Annotated in this window: 9 protein-coding genes and 2 pseudogenes; 7 read left to right on the plus strand and 4 right to left on the minus strand. The window is 71.9% G+C overall.

The annotated features are described in order from the left end of the window. Positions 1–210 precede the first annotated feature (210 nt). Entirely contained in the window at positions 211–576 is a 366-nt protein-coding gene (locus tag ACZ4QV_RS37510; RefSeq protein ID WP_361159265.1) for a hypothetical protein, read from the minus strand. A 186-nt stretch (positions 577–762) separates the two neighbouring features. Between ACZ4QV_RS37510 and ACZ4QV_RS37515 the strand changes: the two genes are divergently transcribed. The 3 genes from ACZ4QV_RS37515 to ACZ4QV_RS37525 all read left to right on the plus strand — a co-directional run bounded on the left by ACZ4QV_RS37515 (position 763) and on the right by ACZ4QV_RS37525 (position 3,700). Beyond that, on the plus strand, positions 763–1,566 hold the full coding sequence (locus tag ACZ4QV_RS37515) for an SDR family oxidoreductase (RefSeq protein WP_361637498.1): 804 nt from the start codon (positions 763–765) through the stop codon (positions 1,564–1,566). 315 nt (positions 1,567–1,881) lie between these two features. Further along, positions 1,882–2,787 (plus strand): helix-turn-helix domain-containing protein, encoded by a 906-nt coding sequence (locus ACZ4QV_RS37520; protein WP_361590734.1) that lies wholly within the window; start codon positions 1,882–1,884, stop codon positions 2,785–2,787. Between the two features lie 175 nt (positions 2,788–2,962). Next, positions 2,963–3,700 carry an alpha/beta fold hydrolase gene (locus ACZ4QV_RS37525; protein WP_361590737.1) on the plus strand — a complete coding sequence of 246 codons (738 nt, stop codon included), beginning with the start codon at positions 2,963–2,965 and terminating at the stop codon, positions 3,698–3,700. A gap of 47 nt (positions 3,701–3,747) precedes the next feature. Here ACZ4QV_RS37525 and ACZ4QV_RS37530 read toward each other — a convergent pair. Continuing rightward, a pseudogene (locus ACZ4QV_RS37530) lies at positions 3,748–3,863 on the minus strand (IS5/IS1182 family transposase); the annotation flags it as partial. Positions 3,864–3,899: 36 nt separating this feature from the next. Between ACZ4QV_RS37530 and ACZ4QV_RS37535 the strand changes: the two are divergent. After that, the gene (locus tag ACZ4QV_RS37535; RefSeq protein WP_361590740.1) at positions 3,900–4,331 is read left to right on the plus strand and encodes a nuclear transport factor 2 family protein; all 432 of its coding nucleotides are present in this window, start codon (positions 3,900–3,902) and stop codon (positions 4,329–4,331) included. A gap of 567 nt (positions 4,332–4,898) precedes the next feature. On the opposite strand, the pseudogene ACZ4QV_RS37540 reads toward ACZ4QV_RS37535, so the two are convergent. Continuing rightward, positions 4,899–4,999, minus strand: a pseudogene (locus ACZ4QV_RS37540) (VWA domain-containing protein); the annotation flags it as partial. 252 nt (positions 5,000–5,251) lie between these two features. Here ACZ4QV_RS37540 and ACZ4QV_RS37545 point away from each other — a divergent pair. Further along, positions 5,252–6,832: a carboxylesterase/lipase family protein gene (locus ACZ4QV_RS37545; RefSeq protein ID WP_361637503.1), complete on the plus strand. Its 1,581-nt coding sequence runs from the start codon at positions 5,252–5,254 to the stop codon at positions 6,830–6,832. A 443-nt stretch (positions 6,833–7,275) separates the two neighbouring features. Here ACZ4QV_RS37545 and ACZ4QV_RS37550 read toward each other — a convergent pair whose 3' ends face one another. Then, entirely contained in the window at positions 7,276–8,298 is a 1,023-nt protein-coding gene (locus tag ACZ4QV_RS37550) for a methyltransferase (protein WP_361158248.1), read from the minus strand. Between the two features lie 670 nt (positions 8,299–8,968). On the opposite strand from ACZ4QV_RS37550, the gene ACZ4QV_RS37555 reads away from it, so the two are divergent. Together ACZ4QV_RS37555 and ACZ4QV_RS37560 are read left to right on the plus strand one after the other, a co-directional pair. Continuing rightward, complete coding sequence (locus ACZ4QV_RS37555; protein ID WP_361158250.1) at positions 8,969–9,637, plus strand: DUF1707 SHOCT-like domain-containing protein; 669 nt, start codon at positions 8,969–8,971, stop codon at positions 9,635–9,637. Between the two features lie 953 nt (positions 9,638–10,590). Next, the coding region (locus ACZ4QV_RS37560) for a type I polyketide synthase (RefSeq protein ID WP_467764065.1) at positions 10,591–21,748 on the plus strand (11,158 nt) is incomplete at its 3' end.

The following is a 21,748-nucleotide window of genomic DNA, read 5'->3' on the forward strand; positions in this document are numbered from 1 at the left end:
CCGGCGCGGTGAGGTCTCGGTCCCGTACCCGCTCCACCACGGGCCTTCGCCGCCTTCATGGTCGCCACCGGCCTCAACGGCGCCTGGTACGGCGGCTCCCACGTCACCAACGACGAATGCGGCCGCCGCTGTACCATGCGCGGCCGCGACCTCGTCCAGACATCGGCCGGCCCGAATTCCGAGGCGCCGCCCCCGGCTGTTTCCGGTGCCTCAGCTCGTGTCGCAGCCCTGTCGGTCGGTACTGACGCCGTCCATTCTGCTGCCCCAAGCCCAGTCGGTGGACCGGTCGTCGACCCAGATCTTCCGGGCGAAGCACCGTCCACCGCGACCGTGGTCGATCGCGTACACGATCAGGCTGGAGGTGGCTTTGAAAGACCGAGCACGGCCATGGAGCCGATCCGGTACCTCCGCATAGCCCGACGGGCGGTAGCACCAGGACGCGCCTCGGTATTCGGGTTCCGCGTAGAAGCAGACTTTGCCGTCGCCTTGAATCGGTGTCGAAGGTGCCGCAACCGCAAACGGCGTGGACAGAGCCAAAGCTGCGACGGAGACCGCCGCAGTGACGAAATGGCGCATGCGCGTGCTCCAGGGTGGGCGATACAACCACGCCAGGATCGCAAGAGCTGCCGCCGGAAGCCGATTGCAACACTCGAAGAACGCATATCTCAACGCCCCCCGCCCTCGCTTCTGGCGGAGGCGCGGATACGTGGAGACGCGGAAAGCGTTTGACGGTCCGGTGCCGTTCGTGAACGATTCCGGACCGTGACGACGAGTACCGACCATGACGAACGCGCCCCTGAACAAGGCCCTCCGGCCGGCCGTCCACTCGCCTTGATCACCGGCGTGGGGCGCACGGTCGGGATCGGCGCGGGCATCGCCCGCCGGTTGGCCGCTTCCGGCTGGGACATCGCCTTCACCTACTGGAGTTCTTATGACGATCGTATGAGCTGGGGCAGCGAGCCCGGCGCCCCCGAAGCGATCAGCCAACAGCTCGCCGAACAGGGCGCGTCCACCATCGCGATCGAGGCGGACCTCGCTGACCCTGGCACCTCGGCGCGCGTCTTCGACGAGGTCGAGCAGCGGATGGGTGGTGTCACCGCGCTGGTGATGAGCCACTGCGAGTCCGTCGACTCCGGGTTGCTCGACACCACCATCGAGAGTTTCGACCGGCACTTCGCTGTCAACGCGCGCGCCACCTGGCTGCTCATCCGCGAGTTCGGGCGCCGGTTCGCCGCGGCACGGGGAACCGGCCGGATCATCAGCCTCACCAGTGATCACACCATCGGCAACCTGCCGTACGGGGCGAGCAAGGGAGCCTTGGACCGCATCACCCTGGCCGCCGCTCACGAACTCGCCCACCTCGGAGTGACCGCCAACGCGATCAATCCCGGGCCGGTCGACACCGGCTGGATGTCCGAGGAAGTCCGGGAGCACTGCGCCCGCAGCACCCCGCTCGGCCGGCTGGGCACGCCGCAGGACACCGCGCACCTGGTGGACTTCCTGTGCTCCCGGGAAGGCGGGTGGATCAATGGTCAGCTGTTGATGAGCAACGGTGGCCTCGCGTAGCGGGCCGGACAGGAGGAGTGTTGGCACCGACGACTCGCGAATCTCCACGGCGACAAGGGAGAGGTCTGCGCCACCTGCTACCCGCCCCACCTGCGAAGCTGGCTCTCTCTGCGGCACATCCGCCGCAGCATCGCCCGCAAGGGCACCGAGACCGCCCAGCGCCCGGGCCGAGGCCGCTGGGCAGTGCACGACGTGTCCGGTCGCCCCGGGCTGCCAGCCACTTCATCGACGAGTGCGGGCCGGAAGCCGGCCCCGCCGTTGCCTATCCACAGTTGGGTCAGGCTAGGTGGCGCGAGTCCGTCCATACTCGCAGCCATGGATGGAAAAACGCAGCTCGGGAGCTTTCTGCGGGCGCGGCGCTCCCGGCTGGGCCCGGAGGATGCCGGGGTGCCCACCTATGGGGAGCCCCGGCGTGTGCCGGGGCTCCGGCGTGAGGAGCTGGCGATGCTGGCGGGTGTGAGCACCTCTTACTACACCCGGCTTGAGCAGGGGCAGTCGCTGAGCGCATCGCCTGAGGTCCTGGACGCGATCGCCGGGGCTCTGCGGCTGGACGAGTCCGAGCGGCGGCACCTGCACGATCTCGGTCGGGTGGACAGACAGCGTACCCGCGGCCGACCGCCGGCGCCGGAACGAGTGTCGGAGGCGATGCGCCAGTTGCTGGACGCGCTGGGCGAGGTGCCCGCGATCGTGCTCGGCCGACGCAGCGACGCACTGGCGTGGAACCGCCTGGGGCATGCGCTGTTCGCCGGGCATCTGGACCCCGGAGCTCCTGACCTGCCGACACGGCGTCCCAACATGGCCAGGCTGCTGTTCCTCGACCCCCATGTCCGCGACCTGTACGTGGACTGGCCGACCAGGGCCAGGGCGGTGGTCGCTAACCTGCGTCTGGTGGCGGCCCAGCATCCGGAGGACGTGGCGCTGCACGCACTCTTGGGTGAACTGTCCGCGAAGAGTGCCGAGTTCGCCGCGATGTGGGCCGAACACCGTGTCAAACCCTGCACCGTCGCCTCCTACGAGATGCGTCATCCACTGGTCGGGCCCCTGACCGTCATCCTGCAAACCTTGAGCCACGGGCCGGGGCCCGCCGTAGTGGTCGCCACCACAGAAGCGGGCTCGCCCTCGCGGGCCGCGCTTGCTCTGCTCACCCAGGCCACCAGCGAGGCCACCAAGCGAATCGGTCTCGGCGCGGCACAAACGCGGCCCCACGCCGACAAGAACTGACCCCGCAATGGCACCGGGCCTGCCGCCGCACGGCAGCAGTCCAGCAAGCGCCGGCGAATCATCCCTCCCGCGAAGGGTGGCCCGCCGGAACATCCCACGTCATGTCAGAGGCGGCGCAACAACGTTGTGTGGTCTCTTAGTTACCTGTGATCAACGCACAGCAGAAGGGGAGATCATGACCACCTACGTACTGGTCCACGGCGCCGGACATGGCGGTTGGTGCTATCAGAAGGTTGCTCGTCTGCTGGAGGCCGCGGGCCACACCGTGTATTGCCCGACCCTGACCGGATTGGGTGATCGGTCGCATCTTGTGAGCCCCGATGTCGATCTGAACATGCACATCACCGAAGTGGTCAACCTCCTTTTCTACGAGGACCTGAGAGACGTGGTGCTCGTCGGCCACAGCTACGGTGGCACAGTGATCCGGGGAGCCGCTGATCGCGTCAGTGACCGGGTCGGGAAGCTCGTGTTTCTCGACGCCCCCGATGGCCGATCGCAGATCGAGGCCTTCCCGGCGCTCCTCAAGGAGAGAGAAAACGGCCAGGTGATCGACGGTGTCGAGCTAGTGCTCTTTCCCAGCGAGGACCTGGTGAGGTTCTTCGGGGTCACGGACCCCAAGGACATCGAATGGATGCTGCCACGCCTCACCCCGCACCCGTGGAAAACCCTTGAGCAGCCGCTCGTCCTGAGCGACGAGCCAACACTGGAGGCGACACCGCAGTACCGGATCGTCTCCACCGCAAGTCTGGATCTCGGTGTCCACAACCAGGACCTGATAGCCAAGGCGCGCTCTGAAGGTCGCTTCTGGGAGATCGACAGTGGACACGATCTCATGATCAGCGAGCCTGAGACCGTCTCCGGTTTGCTGACAGAGATTGCGTCCGAAGCGGTCCGGACCACGGGCGGAGTGTAGGCGCCGGCCCACACCGGTACACCGGCCGCAGGGCAGGGCAGGGCAGGGCAGGGCAGGGCTGCGGCGAGGCCGAGGAAGACCAGGTAGTCGCGAGGGCCTCGTTCGTAGCGGGGGATGAGCCTGCGGCAGCCAGCCAGGGCAAGGTCCGTTCGATCACCCACTGCGGCGCCAAGCCCCGATCTCAACTACCCTGCCTGTCATGCCGGGTCTGCCGCAGCACCCTCATGTCGAGACAGCGGTCCGCTACCACGAGGCTGTCGCCCACGGGGCCGTGGGCGAGGAGCTCGCTCGCTACTTCGACGAGCACGTGGTGCAGGAGGAGTTCCCCAACGCCTTGTTCCCCGACGGCGTCCGACGTGACCTGTCCGACGTACTGGAGAGCGTTGAGCGGGGCCGGGCGCTCCTTGCCCACCAGCGGTTCGACGTACACAACGCGGTCGCGGCCGGCGACCAGGTGGCTGTGGAGGTGACCTGGTCCGGAACTCTCGCCGTCCCGATGGGAACCCTGCCCGCCGGCCACGTATTGCGAGCGCGTATCGCGGTTTTCCTCGAATTCCGGGACGGCAAGATCTGCGCCCAGCGGAACTACGACTGCTACGAAAGGCTGGATCGCGATCAGGATTCGGGGTGACTGCGAAGGCTACGGTCCACACCACTGAACAGCACCTCCGAGCCGACAAAATCCGCTCGACGGGGACACCACGTAAAGGGAATCACGGACGAGTGACGTCAGCCGAAGCAGCAGCCGTCGCTCTACAAGAGCGGGCCGACCCCAGGAGTATGGGGAAATCCGCGCGAGCCCATAGCCCTCGGCGAACGCTTTCCCCCCGGTCCCTCCGGGGGCTCCACCGGGTGCGGACGGCGATAGAGGCGAGGTGATGCGGCTGAATAGCGACCGGGATCGCGGTTCAGATTGTGCGGCGGAGAGACGGCGGCTTCCGCGGGATCTGGGCCAAGGCCGACGCCCCGTCTCAGCGACGTACCGCTCTTCACGGTGGTCCCGCGCTGCTGGCTGGCAGAGCGTGGTTTCGCCTGGCTGGGACGCTACCGACGGCTCTTGAAGATTTACGGACACCTCGCCGCCAGCCAGGAGCACGTGATCTACCTGGCCACCATCATGCTCCTACTCCACCCTGTGAGAACCCCGCCCCGGCCGCGCCTTCTCGGACATCCTCTGCACCGTGTCCGTGAAGGCTTACACCGTCAGACGGGTCTCCTGGCCCAGCTCCGTCGGCCGGGGGCCAGGTGGGTGATCTGCTGGTCAGCGACCTCGACGACCTTGTGACTCAGATGCGGCATGGACGAACTGGCGCCCAGCACAAGGGCAACGCGATGGGCGAACAGCCGCGCCCACCGACCTCCGCCCCCGAGGCCCACCGGCCTCCGGACCCGAGACAGGGCCGCCCGTCGGTCCCTTCCGGCCACCTGGGCGGCGACCCGATTGGGGCGGGGAGCAGACACCCCGTAAGGGGACCGCTCGAAATTGAGTTGTCTGTCCGCCGCGGACGCGCTGAGGATGATCGAAAGAGAGCCGCGACATTGTGAGGCCCCATGCACATCACCGTCCCCACCACCGCAGGCCGGGTCCGCGGACGGCGGAAAGGCGAGGTCACGGCGTTCATGGGCGTTCCCTTCGCCGCACCGCCGTTCGGCCCGCGGCGTCTACGGCCCCCCGAGCCACCGCAGCCGTGGACCGGAGTACGCGACACGTTCGTCCCCGGCCCCAGCGCGCCCCAGCCCGGTTACCTGCCCGCGATGGCCGGGCTGCTGGAAGAAGCAGCGAACCCGGGCGAGGACTGCCTGAACCTCAATGTGTGGACACCGGCTCCAGGCCGCAGCGCGGGACGGCTTCCGGTCATGGTCTGGATCCACGGAGGCGCGTTCCGCAACGGAGCCGGCACCCTGTCTTCCTACGACGGCGCGCGGCTCGCCACCGACGGCGTCGTCTGCGTCACCCTCAACTACCGGCTCGGCGCGGAGGGCTTTCTCCTGCTGCCCGACGGCACGGCCAACCTCGGCCTCCTGGACCAGATCGCCGCACTGGAATGGGTCCGCGACAACATCGCCGGATTCGGCGGCGACCCGGACAACGTCACCGTCTTCGGCCAGTCCGCCGGTGCCATCAGCATCACCGCGCTCATGACCATGCCGAGAGCCCGAGGACTGTTTCGCCGTGCGATCACTCAGAGCGGTGCCGGCCACCACAGTCACCCCGAAGACATCGGCCGGCGCATCACCGAGCGGCTGGCCGCCCTCGCCGGTGCGCAGCCGACACGGGACGGCCTGGCCGCCCTGCCGCCCGAGCGGCTCATCGCCGCCAACGACGCTCTGGGCCGGGAGATCGCGCAGGCGAGCGATCCCGGACCATGGGGCGAATCGGCAGGCGGTGGAACCACCGTGCTACCGGTCGTGGACGGAACCACCCTGCCCCGGCGCCCGATCGACGCACTCGCCGACGGAGCGAGCCGGGACATCGATCTGCTCACCGGCACGACCAGCGACGAGTTCCGTCTCTTCCTCATCCCGCTGGGGATCGGACCGCGGATCACCGACGACGTACTTCACGGCTTCCTCGCCGGTCTCGGCCTCGATCCCGTCGAGGCCCGCCGTGTGTACGCAGCCGCACATCCTGGCGCGACCCCCGGCGACCTGCTGTCCGCGGCCATGACCGACCACGCCTACCGGATTCCGGCCCTCCGCGTGGCCGAGGCCCGCGCCGCCCACGGAGCGGACACCTTCCTGTACGAGTTCGCGCGCCGCTCGCCCGTCCTCGACGGTGCCCTCGGCGCCTGCCACATGGCGGAGATCGGCTTCGTCTTCGGCAACCTCGCTGCTCCGCTCACCGGTCCCGACGCCCCACAGGAACTCTCCGAACAGGAACGCGCCAAACAGGAACTCTCCGACCGCATGCGTGAGGCATGGATCTCCTTCGCCCGGACCGGTCACCCCACCGGCGCCTCCGGTGGCGCGCTGCCGCACTGGCCCGCCTACGGGGGGCGGCGGTCCGTCATGCGACTGGGCGACGCCGCCCCCGTCGTGCTGGAGGATCCGGCAACGTACGAACGACGGCTCTGGGAGGGCTTGCGAGAGGGCGTGACCGGCAAGTCCCTGACCGACAAGACCCACGGCTGACCAACTGCGGGCGGCGCGTCGTCGCCGTGGACGCGCGGCTGTGTCTGCGCTGCAAGGTTGTCCGCTGCTGCGCGCGGCCGCCGCGTACGAGAGTGCGCCGCCCGCAGTTCGACGCCGACCTGCGGGCCGTAGGAGGGTTTCATGCCTTGCGCCGCCTCTACGCCTCCGAGGGACTGGAGGCCGACGAGTCCCTCGTATCCCTGGCGCGGTGGCTGGGGCACTCGGGTCCCGGCTTCACGCGGCGGCCAGCCGCGCTCGTTGGCCTGGACGACACCCCGGTCCCCGAAGCAAGGCCATGGGCCGGGAGCCGGGCTGCCCCTGGCCAGGGCCGCTGTGCCCGGGGCGGGCTGTCCTTGGGTTGGTCCGGGACATTGCTTCGGGGGTGTTCTGGTTCTCCCGCCCTCGCGGCACTGTTACCGCTTGTAGCGGGCTGGATGCGGAGGCTAGAGGGTGGGGATGCAGGTGGTGATGCTGAGGTCTGCGGGGCAGGGGGTGATGGACAGGACGTCGAAGCCGGCTTGGGTGGCCTCGTGGCGCATGTCGGCTTCGCTGCGGGTGCGGGCCTGGGGTTCGCCGACCACCATCTTGATGACGTTGCGGAACGCGGCTCCGGAGTCGTGTTCCGCCAGGGGATCGATGATCAGGAGTTTGGGAGGGGCTCCGGCGGAAGTGCGGGGGGTGGCGGTCATGGCGGTGTGGATGTTGCGCAGGATCTGCACGCTGGTGGTGGTGTTCCAGTCGTGCAGGACGTTCTTGATGAGGTAGAGGTCGCCCCCGGTGGGGACGTCCTGGAGGATGTCGGTGGGCTGGAAGGTGAGGCGGCTGGCGAGGTCGGCGTTCTGGGATTCGGCCAGGGTGCGCTGGGCGCGGTGGCAGGTGTCGGGGCGGTCGGCGCAGATGCCGTGCAGGTGCGGGTGGGCGCTCAGGAGGGCCTGGAGCAGGGTGCCGTTGCCGCCGCCGACGTCGACGATGGTGTGCACGTCGTCGAGGGGGAGGTTGTCGGCCAGCAGGGTGCCGATCGGGCGGGTCCAGTCCTGCATGGCGAGGTCGAAGATCCGGGCGGTGTGCGGGTGGCCGTCGAGGTAGTCGTAGAGTCCGACGCCGAAGGTGCACGGCATCACGGCGGTGCCGGTGCGCACGGCCTGGGTGAGGCCGCCGGTGGCGGCCTGGCCGTACAGGCCGCACAGCAGGGTGGCCAGGTGGCGGATCGATTCGGGGTGGTCGCTCTTGAGAGGTTCGGACATCGGGGAGTTGGCGTAGCGGCCGTCTGCGTCGCGGGTGAAGACGCCCAGAGCGGTCAGGGCCTGCAGGACGGAGTCGAGCGAGTCGGTGTCCGCCTCGACGGTCTTGGCCAGTTCGGCAGCGGTGGCCGGGCCGTCGGCCAGGGCGTCGGCGATGCCCAGTTCGGCGGCGGTGCCGACCGCTGAGGAGGCCATGGCGCCCATGAGCAGGTTCATCAACGACATTTCCGAGTTTTCCAATCGGTCAAGGCCGTCACGGCAGGTGGCCGATGCCGGGCCGGTGTCCCGGCCGTCCTGCCTTGCCGAGGCCGTCCCGTGAGCCGTCCGGTGTCGTTCCGGTGGTACGCGGGCGGGCGGGGCGGGCTGTGGCGGCCTGGGGCGGGGCGGGGTGACCGGTGCACACGACGCCGCCGTGCGGGCTGCGGTGGTGTTCCGGGCGGTGCACGGGCCGGGCGCGGTGGTGCTGCTGTGCGGGCGCAGTCTGTTCGGCACAGGCTAGACGGGCCGCCGTTGCGGACGGACTGTTCAACCTGCGACGGCCCTGCCTGGTCCGGGGGTGGACTGTCCGTTCCGGGGGCCGGGTGGGTGCCTGCTCGGTGGCCCGGCAGACATGCGGGCCGGGCGCGGGCGGTCGGTGCCTTGCGGCCTGGGCCGGCCGTCGGCCGCCGGTAGTGGTCCATGGAGGTGGTGCCGGTGGTCGATGATGTTCCGGCTGCGGTGGTCCGCAGCGGCTCCGATGGTGGTTCCGTTGGTGGTTCCGTGGGCGGTTGGGGGCGTTCACGCGCGCCCGGTCGGCAGTTGAACGTCTGAGGGGCGGTGCCGTTGTGGCCAGGCCGGCGGAGGCGTCGGGCTGGTGTGCCTTGAGTTTGGGCCGGGGGAGGAAGAGGGTGGGGGTATGAGCGATGAGAAGGTGCCGACCGACGACGGCACGCAGGACGAGCAGGCAGCCATGCGGGCTTCGGACGCGGACCGGGAGCAGGTGGCGGAGATATTGCGGGACGCCGCCGGGGACGGGCGGCTGACCTTGGAGGAGGTCAGTGAACGGGTGGAGAGCGCGCTGCGTGCCCGTACGGTCGGCGAACTCGCCCGGCTGACCCGTGATCTGCCCGTCTCCCCGGTGCCGGCCGGTTCCCGGGAGCAGCCGGGGCGTGGCCGGGACGTCGTGGAGATCGACCAGCGGTGGGGCACCCTGCACCGCTCCGGTGCCTGGGAGGTCCCGCGCCACCTGGACGTACGGATGCACGGCGGAGACGTGAAACTCGACTTCACCGAGGCCGAGTTCAGTCACGCCAGGCTGGACCTCGATGTGCAGATCAGCGTCGGCGGGAATCTGGTCCTGGTGGTCCGGCCGGGCATCGTGGTGCACACCGATGACCTGAGCGTGGGGGTGGGCGACGTCAAGTACCGCAATCCCGCCTCCGATGCGCAGGCGCCGGTCGAACGTGAGGTGTACGTCACCGGGCGTCTCAAGGGCGGTGACGTGGTGGTCCGCCACCCCCGGCGGACGCTGGGCCGGTGGTTGCGCGGCGAAGACGCCAAGAACGCCGGTGAGGAGAAAAGCTGAAGCGGTATCCGGCAGCGAGACCGGCGCGGGGCGGTGGGGCGACAGAAAGCCGTCTCGCGGCCCCGCGCCGGTATTCGTGCCGCGGAGCGGCCGCCCGCCCTCGGCCTGGTCCCCTTCCACGAGGCGTCCATTCCCGCGTCGGCCGGGGGCCCCGGCCGTCCCGATTCATTTCCTGCGGCGGCGGGGCTGCCGTTTCGGGCCGTTATTGCGCGGGGTGCTTTGCTTGGGGCGGTGCGGGCTGCTGTAGGTCTGCACGGTCAGGTGGGGGAGCGGAGTGATGGCGGTAGGAGGGCGGGGGTGCGGGGGCTGAAGCCGGGCTGGGTCGGTTCGGCCGGTTTCCTTGCGTGCGGCGCTCTTTGGTAGGGCGGCTCCTTTCGTGGGGGTTCTTTGATGGGGCGGCTGTGGGCTGCTGTCGGGCTTGGGGTTCGTGTTTTCGCTTGGCCCTGTCGTACGGTCGCCGGCCGACCGGCCGGCGCGGTGTCCGGGGTTCGTGGTCTGTGCGGGGTGGCGGTGGGATGCGAGGGGGTGTCCGTGTTCGGCCGGGTGCCGGGTGCCGGGTGCCGGGTGCCGGGTGCCGGGTGCCGGGGGTGCCGGTGTCAGTGCTGGTGGGGTGTCGGACGGGGCGTTCAACTGACACGTACCGACACGTTGCGGCGCCTGTGGGGCCTGGATAGGTTCCTGTCACCGGTGGGCTCGACCTTCAGGGAATTCCTCAGCGTCACCCGGTTTCTTCGTCCGGACGTATTGACGGTAATCGTGAGGTGGCGCATTGAGCGGCAGGGGCCCGCCGGGTCCTTCCCGCAGTGAGAGCGTGAGGGTATTCCACTGCCGGGCCCGGGTGTTTTCCCCCGTGCTGCCCGCGCACCGAAGTATGGCGTAATTCCTGGGCAGTCCGCATCGCGGTCACAGAGATCGGAGCGGCGCATCTCGGCAGGCAGGACGGCGGGTTTCTGATGGCCAACGAAGACAAGCTCCGCGATTACCTCAAGCTCGTGACGGCCAATCTGCGTCAGGTCCGCCGTCGGCTGACCGAGGTGGAGGAACGCAGCCAGGAGCCGATCGCGATCGTCGGTATGGGCTGCCGTTTCCCCGGAGGGGTGAACGGCCCCGCGGACCTGTGGCGGCTGCTGGCTTCGGGCACCGATGCGATCGGCCCGTTCCCGGCCGACCGCGGCTGGGATCTGGAGAACCTCTACGACCCCGACCCGGACCGTCCGGGCACCTCCTACGCGCGGCACGGCGGGTTCGTCTACGACGCGACCGACTTCGACGCCGACTTCTTCGGGATCAGCCCGCGTGAGGCGGCGGCCATGGACCCGCAGCAGCGGCTGCTGCTGGAGGTGGCCTGGGAGGCGCTGGAGCAGGCCGGTATCGATGCGAACGCGCTGCGCGGCAGCTCCACCGGTGTGTTCGCCGGCTCCTACGGCCAGGGTTACGGCACCGGTCCCTCCGTCAGGACCCAGGGGCTTGAGGGCCACCTGCTGACCGGCGTCTCCACCAGTGTCACCTCGGGCCGCCTGGCATTCACCTTCGGCCTGGAGGGCCCGGCGGTGACGGTGGACACCGCGTGTTCCTCTTCCCTGGTGGCGCTGCACATGGCCGCGCAGGCGCTGCGCGCGGGGGAGTGCTCGCTGGCCCTGGCCGGCGGTTCCACGGTGATCTCCGCGCCGTCCGTGTTCGTGGGATTCTCCCGGCAGCGGGGCATGTCGGCCGACGGACGCTGCAAGTCCTTCAGCCAGGACGCGAACGGTTCGGGCTGGGCCGAGGGCGTGGGCCTGCTGGTGGTCGAGCGGCTCTCCGACGCGCGGCGCAACGGCCACCATGTACTTGCCGTGCTGCGGGGCAGTGCCATCAACCAGGACGGTGCGTCCAACGGGCTGACCGCGCCCAACGGTCCGTCGCAGGAGCGGGTGATCCGTGCTGCGCTGGCCAACGCCCGTCTCACGCCCGGTGACGTGGACGTGGTGGAGGCGCACGGCTCGGCGACCAGGCTGGGCGACCCGATCGAGGCTGAGGCCCTCCTGGCCACCTACGGCCGGGAGCGGCCGGAGGGTCGGCCGCTGTGGCTGGGTTCGGTGAAGTCCAACATCGGTCATACGCAGGCTGCTGCCGGTGTTGCGGGTGTCATCAAGACGGTGCTTGCTCTTCAGCATGAGCAGTTGCCGCGCACGCTGCATGTGGACGAGCCGACGCCGCATGTGGACTGGTCGGCGGGTGAGGTCAGGCTGCTGTCCGAGCCGGTGCCGTGGCCCAGTGGCGAGCGGGTGCGCCGGGCGGGTGTCTCCGGTTTCGGGATGAGCGGCACCAACGTGCACGTGATCCTGGAAGAGGCCCCGGCCGAGGAGGTCGTTGAGGCCACGGACCCGGCCGGACAGGACGGACCGGCCACGGACGCGGGCGAGGCGGAGGTCCCGGCCGAGTCGGCCGATACCGGCGAAGTGTCCCAGTCGGCGGACACTGTGCCTGCCGTTCTTGCGGCGGGTGGGGCGTCGGCGTGGTTGGTGTCGGGTCGGTCTGCGGAGGGTCTTGCTGCGCAGGCGGGTCGGTTGGGGGAGTGGGCGGCTGGGTGTGCTGCGTTGCGTCCGGTTGATGTGGCGTGGTCGTTGGCGGCTACGCGGGCGGTGTTGGAGCACCGGGGTGTGGTCGTGGCTGGTGACCGGACGGGGCTGTTGGACGGGGTACGGGGCCTGGCGGCCGGTGAGTTGTCGCCGGGTGTGGTGTCGGGGGTTGCTCGGGCCACGGGTCGTACGGTGTTTGTGTTTGCGGGGCAGGGTGCGCAGTGGGTGGGGATGGGGCGGGAGTTGTTGGCTTCGTCGCCGTTGTTTGCGGCGCGTCTTGATGAGTGTGCGGTGGCGTTGGCGCCGTATGTGGACTGGTCGCTGACTGATGTGTTGGCGGGTGTGGAGGGTGCTCCGGCGTTGGAGGCGGCTGAGGTTGTTCAGCCTGCGTTGTGGGCGGTGATGGTGTCGTTGGCCGCGGTGTGGGAGGCGGCTGGTGTGGTGCCGGATGCGGTGGTGGGTCATTCGCAGGGGGAGATTGCTGCGGCGACGGTGGCGGGGATGTTGTCGTTGGAGGATGCGGCGCGGGTGGTGGCGGTGCGTTCGCGTGCGTTGTCGTCGCTGGATGTGGCTGGGGCGATGGTGTCGGTGGTGATGCCGGCTGGTGCGGTGCGTGAGTTGGTGGCGGGTTTCGACGGGCGGTTGTCGGTGGCTGCGGTCAATGGCCCGGCGTCGGTGGTGGTCTCCGGAGAAGCGGAGGCGCTGGCTGGATTCGAGCGGGAGCTGGCGGCGCGGAAGGTGCTGCGCTGGCGGATTCCGGCGACGGATTTTGTTGCGCATTCGCCGGCGGTGGAGCCGCTGGCTGCCCGGCTTCAGGCGGAGCTGTCGGGCATCGTTCCGCGGGCGGGCCGGGTTCCGATGGTCTCGACGGTTACGGGGCAGTGGCTGGCCGGGCCGGAGGTGGATGCGGGGTACTGGTTCGCGAATCTGCGGCAGACGGTGCGTTTCGAGGAGGCCGTCCGCAGTCTGCTGGCGGCGGGTTACGGGGCGTTCGTGGAGGTCTCGCCGCATCCGGTGCTGACGGCCGCGGTGAGCGAGACCGCGCAGGACGCGAGCACTGCCCAGGAGACAGGCACTGCTCACAGCACGGAGACGGGTGCCGCCCAGGCCGCGGCCGCAGTCACAGCGCAGGTGCTGAGCATCGGCACGCTGACGCAGACCGACGCCGGTGCGGCCGGGCTGCTGCGTGCCTTCGCGCAGGCGCATGTGGCGGGGCTGCCGGTGGACTGGCGGAAGGTGTTGCCGGCCGGTGAGGTGGTGGAGCTGCCGACTTACGCGTTCCAGCACCGCCGTTACTGGCTGGAGCCCTCCGTCGCCGTCGGCGGCGGGGACGGGGCACCCACCGAGGTGGAGGCACGGTTCTGGGCCGCCGTCGAAGGCGGCGACCTCTCGGGTCTCGCGGACACGTTGGCCGTCGAGGACCGTCGGCAACTGCTTGAGGTTCTCCCGGTGCTGGCATCCTGGCGGCGCCGCGAGCAGGAGCGTTCGGCTACCGAGAGCTGGCGCTACCGGATCACTTGGGCGCCGGTGGCCGACCCGGTACCGGCCCGGTTGGCCGGCCGCTGGCTGCTGCTCGTACCGGCCCAGGAGGTCGACGGGGCGTTGGCGCGTCAGTGCCGTGCGGTGCTGTCCGCCCGTGGTGCGGACGTTGTCGTGCTGGAGATGGCCGGGGCTGCCGGCCGTGAGGCGGTGGCCGATCAGGTCCGCGCTGTGTCGGCGGCGGACGGGTTCGCGGGTGTTCTGTCCTTGCTGGCGTTGGACGAGACGCCGATGCCGGGCCATCCGGCGCTGACCGTGGGTCTGGCCGCCACCCTCGCCCTGGTGCAGGGCCTCGGCGACGCCGAGGTGGACGCCCCACTGTGGGTGGCCACCCGTGGAGCCGTCGCCACCGGCCCCGACGAGGCGCCGACCAGCCCGCTGCAAGCGCAGGTGTGGGGCCTGGGCCGGGTCGTCGGTCTGGAGCACCCCGAGCGCTGGGGCGGTCTGGTCGACCTGCCCGCCGACTTCGACGGGCCGGACGGGCAGATCGCGGCGCGGCTGGGCGCGGTACTGGCCGGCTGTGGTGAGGACCAGGTGGCGATCCGAGCGGCCGCCATCCTGGGCCGGCGGCTGACCCACGCCCCGCAGCCCGTCCTGCCGGACCGGCCATGGCGGCCGGGTGGCAGTGTCCTGGTCACCGGCGGCACCACGGCGGTCGGCGGGAGCGTGGCGCGCTGGGCGGCCGGGCGCGGGGCCGCCCAGTTGGTACTGACCGGCGCCCCCGAGCACGAGGGAGTCGCGGCGCTCGCCGCCGAACTGGCCGCCGCGGGCGCCGGGGTGGACGTCGTGGCCTGCGACGTCAGCGACCGCGCCGAGACGGCCGGAGTACTGGCGTGGATGCGGGACCGGGGACCGGCGCTGTCCACGGTGTTGCATCTTGCGGAGATCGTCGACAGTGCGCCGGTGGACGACCTGGACGCGGCGGAGCTGGCCGTGGTCCTGGCGGCCAAGGCGGGCTCGGCGGCGGTGCTGGACGAGCTGACCGCCGGCTGTGACCTGGACGCGTTCGTGCTGTTCTCCTCGGTCGCCGCCGTGTGGGGCGGCGGTCGGCAGCCCGGCTTCAGCGCGGCCAACGCCTATCTGGAGGCGCTGGCCGAGCACCGGCGGGCCCGCGGCCTGGCCGCTCTGGCGGTGGCCTGGGGCCCGTGGAACGCGGGCACCACCGCCACCGGCGACGACGGTGTCCAGCTTGAGCGGCGCGGGCTGCGCCTGCTGGATCCCCGGGCGGCCACCGGCGCGCTGTCGCAGATTCTGGACGGCGACGAGAGCCGGCCGGTGGTGGTGGATGTCAACTGGGCACAGTTCGCGCCGCCGTTCACACTGCGCCGCCCCAGCCCGCTGATCGCCGGCCTGCCCGAGGTCGCCGCGGCGCTGGCCGCCGGCACCGCCGAGGAGGCGGAGACCGTCCCCGAGGCGCGCAGCTCGCTGCTGCGCCGACTGGCCGGGCAGAGCGACACCGAGCAGCAGCGCACCCTGACCGACCTGGTCAGGGGCGAAGCGGCAGCCGTGCTGGAACACTCCTCCGTACAGGCCGTCGGCAGCGGGCGGGCCTTCAGCGAGCTGGGTTTCGACTCGCTGACCGCGGTGGAGCTGCGCAACCGGCTGGCCACCGCCACCGGCCTGGCGCTGCCCGCCACGCTGCTCTTCGACTATCCCAGCCCCAGAGTGCTGGCCGGCTACCTGGCCGCCGAACTGCTGGGCAGCCCGGCCGCCGGGGCCGACGCCGCCGTCACGGTCCCGGTGACGGCCGGTGCGGAGGAGGACGACCCGGTGGTCGTCGTCGGCATGGGCTGCCGCTTCCCCGGAGGGGTCAAGACCCCCGAGGACCTGTGGCAGGTGCTGGCCGGCGGCACCGATGCGATCGGCGCCTTCCCGACCGACCGCGGATGGGACCTCGACGCCCTCTACGATCCGGACCCGGACGCGCCGGGTACCGCCTATGTGCGTCAGGGCGGCTTCGTCCACGACGCCACCCGCTTCGACGCCGGCTTCTTCGGGATCAGCCCGCGCGAGGCCCTCGCCATGGACCCGCAGCAGCGGCTGCTGCTGGGCACCTCCTGGGAGGCGCTGGAGCGCAGCGGTATCGTCCCCGGCTCCCTGCGCGGCAGCCGTACCGGCGTGTTCGCGGGCGCCAGCTTCTCCGGCTACGGCCTCTCCCAGCCGCAGGCGGCCCAGGGCCTGGAGGCGCACCTGTTGACCGGCACCACGACCAGCGTGCTCTCCGGCCGCCTCGCCTACACCCTGGGCCTCCAGGGCCCGGCGATCACCGTGGACACCGCCTGCTCCTCGGCGCTGGTGGCGGTCCACCTGGCCGCGCAGGCGCTGCGCTCGGGGGAGTGCACACTGGCGCTGGCCGGCGGCGTGTTCGTCGCCTCGACCCCGGAGCTGTTCGTCTGGGTCAGCAAGCAGCGCGGACTGGCCCCGGACGGCCGCTCGAAGTCCTTCGCCGCCGACGCGGACGGCATGGGCATCGCCGAGGGCGCCGGGATGGTGGTACTGGAGCGCCTGTCCCAGGCCCGGCGCAACGGCCACCCGGTGCTCGCGGTGGTGCGCGGCTCGGCGGTCAACCAGGACGGAGCGTCCAACGGGCTGACCGCGCCCAACGGCCCCGCGCAGCAGCGCGTCATCCAGGAGGCGCTGGCCGGCTGCTCGCTGACCTGCGCCGAGGTGGACGTGGTGGAGGCGCACGGCTCGGGCACCCCGCTGGGCGACCCGATCGAAGCCCAGGCACTGCTGGCCACCTACGGCCAGGACCGCGGCGAGGGCGATCCGCTGTGGCTGGGTTCGGTGAAGTCCAACATCGGTCACACCCAGGGTGCGGCCGGCATCAGCGGCCTGATCAAGATGGTGCTGGCGCTCCAGCACGAGCAGCTGCCGAAGACCCTGCATGCCGAACAGCCCTCGCCGCACGTCGACTGGACCGCGGGCGCGGTACGGCTGCTGAGCCAGGCGCAGCCCTGGCCGGCCGGTGGCGAACGGACACGCCGGGCCGGTGTCTCCTCCTTCGGCGTCAGCGGCACCAACGCCCACCTCATCCTCGAAGAGGCCCCCGAGGCTGCCGAGATTCCTGATGCCCCGCAGTCCCCTGGGACTTCGCAGGCACCCGAGGCTGCCCAGGCACTGCCGGTCCTGCACGCCCTGCCCACCGGCGCGTCCGGTGACGGCGCGCAGGCCGCGGTACCGCCCGCGCTGCTGGAGGCGCCCGGCCCCGTCGCCTGGCTGGTGTCCGGGCGGACGGCGGACGGACTGCGCCGGCAGGCGGCCCGTCTGGCGGAGCACCTGGCGGCCCACCCCGGGGCGCAGGTGGCGGACGTCGCCTGGTCGCTGGCCACCACCCGTACGGTGCACGAGTACCGGGCCGTGGTGAGCGGCGAGGACCGTGCAAAACTCACCGCGGGACTGGACGCGCTCGCCGCCGGACTGAGCAGCCCCCAGGTGATCGCCGGCGCCACCGCGGCCGCCGAGGGCGCCGAGGAGGCCGGGCCCGTCTTCGTCTTCCCCGGGCAGGGCGCCCAGTGGGCCGGCATGGGACGCGAACTGCTGGCCACCTCACCGGTGTTCGCCGAACGCTTCGCCCAGTGCGCCGAGGCGCTGGCCCCGCACGTGCACTGGTCGCCGACCGAAGCGCTGGCCGGCGCCGACAGCGCGCCGGGACTGGAACGCGCCGAGGTGGCGCAGCCGCTGCTGTGGGCGGTGATGGTGGCACTGGCCGCGGTGTGGGAGGCCGCGGGCGTCACCCCCGCCGCGGTGGTGGGCCACTCCCAGGGGGAGATCGCCGCCGCCACGGTGGCCGGCATCCTCTCCCTCACGGACGCGGCCGCCGTCGTGGCAGTACGCAGCCAGGAGCTGTCCGCCCTGGGCACCAGCGGCGGGATGCTGTCCGTGGTGATGCCCGTCGCGGCCGTACGCGAACTGATGGAGCCCTGGGGCGACCGGCTGGCCGTCGCCGCGGTCAACGGGCCCGCCACCACCGTGGTCTCCGGACAGCCGCAGGCGCTGGCCGAGTTCGGGGCCGCCCTGGCGGCCCGGCGCGCCATGCGCTGGCCGGTCCCGGCCGGCGACTTCGTTGCGCACTCGACCGAGGTGGACCGGCTGTCCGGGGCGCTGGCCGAGCGGCTGGCCGGCATCCGGCCGCAGGCCGGGCACACCCCGATGTTCTCCACCGTCGAGTGCCGCTGGGTGGACGGCCCCCAGTTGGACGCCGGCTACTGGTTCGCCAACCTGCGCCACACCGTGCGCTTCCAGCAGGCGGTGCAGGAGCTGGCCGCGGCCGGCCACGGCACCTTCGTCGAAGTCTCCCCGCAGCCGGTGCTCACCGCCGCCATCGACGAGACCTTCCAGGAGCTGGCCACGGCCGGCACCCCGGTGGTCGCCGCGACACTGGAACGGGAGCACGGCGGCCCGCAGCGGCTGCTGGCGGCCTTGGCGCAGTTGCACGTGGCCGGCACCGCCGTCGACTGGCGCCGGGTGCTGCCCGCCGGTCGCCGTATCGAGCTTCCCACCTATGCCTTCGCCGACCAGCGTTACTGGCTCGGTGCCGACCACCCGGCCGGCCCCACCGCCCTCGCCCCCGCCCAGCCCGGTACGGCCATCGAGGCCGAGTCCCGCTTCTGGGCGGCCGTCGAGGACGGCGACGCACCCCGCCTCGCCGCCACGTTGGACGTGGACGCCGCACAGCCCTTCGGCGAGGTCCTCGCCTCGCTGGCGGCCTGGCGGCGCCGCGAGCGGGACCGCGACGTCACCGCCGGCTGGCGCTACCGGGTCGGCTGGAGCCCGCTGAGCGACCCGGCCCCGGCCCGCCCGTCCGGCACCTGGCTGGTGGCGGCCCCCGCCGCACCGGCCCCCGGCACCGCGGACCTCATCCAGGCGTGCACCGACGCACTGACCGCGCGCGGCGCCCGGACCCAGGTGGTCCAGGTGGCCACCGGCACCGAGCGCGCCACGCTGGCCGATGCCCTGACCGAGGCCCTGCGCCCCGGCCACACCGCGCCGTCCGAAGCAGGCCCCGCCTCCACCCCGACGCCGGTGGCCGGTGTGCTGTCGCTGCTGGGACTGGACGAGACTCCGCTGGCAGGCCACCCGGCGGTTCCCGGCGGCCTGGCCGGCACACTGGCCCTGCTGCAAGCGCTGTCCGATGCCGACGTCAGCGCGCCCCTGTGGATGGCGACCACCGGCGCGGTGGCCACCGCCCCCGGCGACCGGCTGACCCGCCCCGTACAGGCGGCCACCTGGGGTCTGGGCCGGGTCGTGGCACTGGAACAGCCCGAGCGCTGGGGCGGTCTGATCGACCTGCCCGCGACCCTGGACGAGCGGGCCGCCGCCCGGCTGTGCGCGGTACTGGCCGGCTGCGGGGAGGACGAGGTGGCCATCCGGCCCGCCGGCATCCTCGCCCGCAGGCTGGCCCGGGCCCCGCGACCCGCCACCGTCCGGCCGTGGACCCCGCGCGGTACCGTCCTGATCACCGGCGGCACCGGTGCCGTCGGCGGACACGTGGCGCGCTGGCTGGCCGGCCGCGGCGCCCAGCGGCTGGTGCTGACCGGCCGCTCCGGCGCCGGAGCCCCGGGTACCGCCGCCCTCGCCGCGCACGTGGCCGCCGCCGGCACCACCGTGGAGATCCGCGCCTGCGACAGCGCGGACCGCACCCAACTGGACGCGCTCCTGGGCCGGATCGCCGCCGACGGACCGCCGCTGACCGCCGTCATGCACACGGCCGGTGTCCTGGACGACGGCGTACTGGACCGGCTGGACGCCGACCGGCTGGCCAACGCCCTGGCCGCCAAGGCCACCGGCGCCGCCCACCTGGACACCCTGACCGCCGACTGCGACCTGGACGCCTTCGTACTGTTCTCCTCGGCGGCCGCCACCTTCGGCGGTGCCGGGCAGGCCAACTACGCCGCGGCCAACGCCTTCCTGGACGCCCTGGCCGACAACCGGCGCTCCCGCGGCCTGCCGGCCCTGTCCATCGCCTGGGGCCCCTGGGCCGGCGACGGCGTCTCCCAGGCCACCGAGGCGGCTCGGCAGCGGCTGCGCCGCAACCGCTGGGAGGTCCTGATCGACCCCGAGCTGGCCGTCCAGGCCCTGGGCACCGCCCTGGCCGGCACGGACACCGTGCTGACCGTCATGGACCTCGACCTCGCCGCCTTCGCCGCCGCCCCCGGGCAGCAACAGGCCCTGGACGCCCCCCTGCTGCGCGATCTGGCAGAGGTCCAGCAGCTCAAGACGGCCCGGCATGCCGACGGCGGCGCCCAGCCGGCCGCGGGCGAACTGACCCGGCGGCTGGCCGGACTGTCGCGGGCCGAGCAGGACCGGCTGCTGGTGGACCGGATCCGCACCGAGGCCGCCGCCGTGCTCGGCCACGCCGGCTTCGACGAGGTCGAACCCGGCCGCGCCTTCAGCGAGCTGGGCTTCGACTCGCTGACCTCGGTCGAACTGCGCAACCGCATCGCCGCCTGGACCGCGCTGCGCCTCCCGGCGACGCTGATGTTCGACCACCCCACCCCCACGGTCCTGGCCGCACACCTGCGCACCACGCTGCTCGGCTCCCCGGACGCCGGCCCCGCCGCGACCCTGGATCCGGCCCAGGACCTCACGGGCCACACCGACCGCGACCCGATCGCCGTCGTCGCCATGAGCTGCCGCTTCCCCGGCGACGTGAACACCCCCGAGGACCTCTGGGGCCTGCTGGCCGCCGGCGGCGAGGGAATCTCCGGCTATCCGCAGGACCGGGGCTGGGACGCCGACGCCCTGTTCGACCCCGACCCCTCGCACGCCGGCACCTCCTACACCCGCGAAGGCGGATTCCTGCACCAGGCCACCGGCTTCGACGCCGGCTTCTTCGGGATCAGCCCGCGCGAGGCGCTGGCCATGGACCCGCAGCAGCGTCTGATGCTGGAACTGTCCTGGGAGGCACTGGAATCCGCCGGCCTGGACCCCGCCACCCTGCGCGGCTCGCGCACCGGCGTGTTCATCGGCGGCTACTCCTCCCACTACAGCCTGGCCAGCATGCAGCTCGGCGGCCAGGACGGCGCGGCCCAGGTGGAAGGCCACCTGGTCACCGGAAACGCGACCAGCATCATCTCCGGCCGCGTCTCCTACGTCCTAGGCCTGGAGGGCCCGGCGCTGACGGTGGACACCGCCTGCTCCTCGGCTCTGGTGGCGCTGCACACCGCCGCCCAGGCCCTGCGCTCCGGGGAGTGCCCGCTGGCCCTGGTCGGCGGGGTCGCGGTGATGGCCACTCCCTGGGAGATGGTCGGCTTCGCCCGGCAGCGTGGACTGGCGGCGGACGGCCGCTCCAAGGCGTTCTCCGCCGACGCCGACGGCATGGGCATGGGCGAGGGCGCCGGTATGGTCGTACTGGAGCGGCTCTCCGACGCCCGGCGCAACGGCCACCGGGTCCTGGGCGTCATCCGCGGCTCCGCCGTCAACCAGGACGGTGCCTCCAACGGCCTGACCGCCCCCAACGGTCCCTCGCAGCAGCGCGTGATCCGTGCCGCCCTGGCCAACGCGGGACTGACCTGCGCCGAGGTGGACGTGGTGGAGGCACACGGCACCGGCACCCCGCTGGGCGACCCGATCGAGGCCCAGGCCCTGCTGGCCACCTACGGCCAGGAGCGCCCCGAGGGCCGCCCGCTGTGGCTGGGCTCGGTGAAGTCGAACATCGGCCACACCCAGGCCGCCGCAGGCATGGCAGGCCTGATCAAAATGCTGCTGGCGCTGCGGCACGAGCAGCTTCCGAAGACCCTGCACGCCGAACAGCCCTCGCCGCACGTGGACTGGGAGTCCGGTGAGGTACGGCTGCTCACCGAGCCGGTGGCCTGGCCGTCCGACGGCGACCGGGTGCGCCGGGCCGGTACCTCCGCCTTCGGTATCAGCGGTACCAACGCGCACGTGATTCTGGAGGAGGCCCCTGCGGTCGACGTCGAGGTCGGGGCGGGGAGCGAGGGCATTGATTCGGGGCCGGTTGCGGCTCTTGCGGATGCTGGTGCGTGGGTGGTGTCGGGTCGTACGGCTGAGG

Source organism: Streptomyces sp. NPDC026394, from assembly GCF_055567735.1.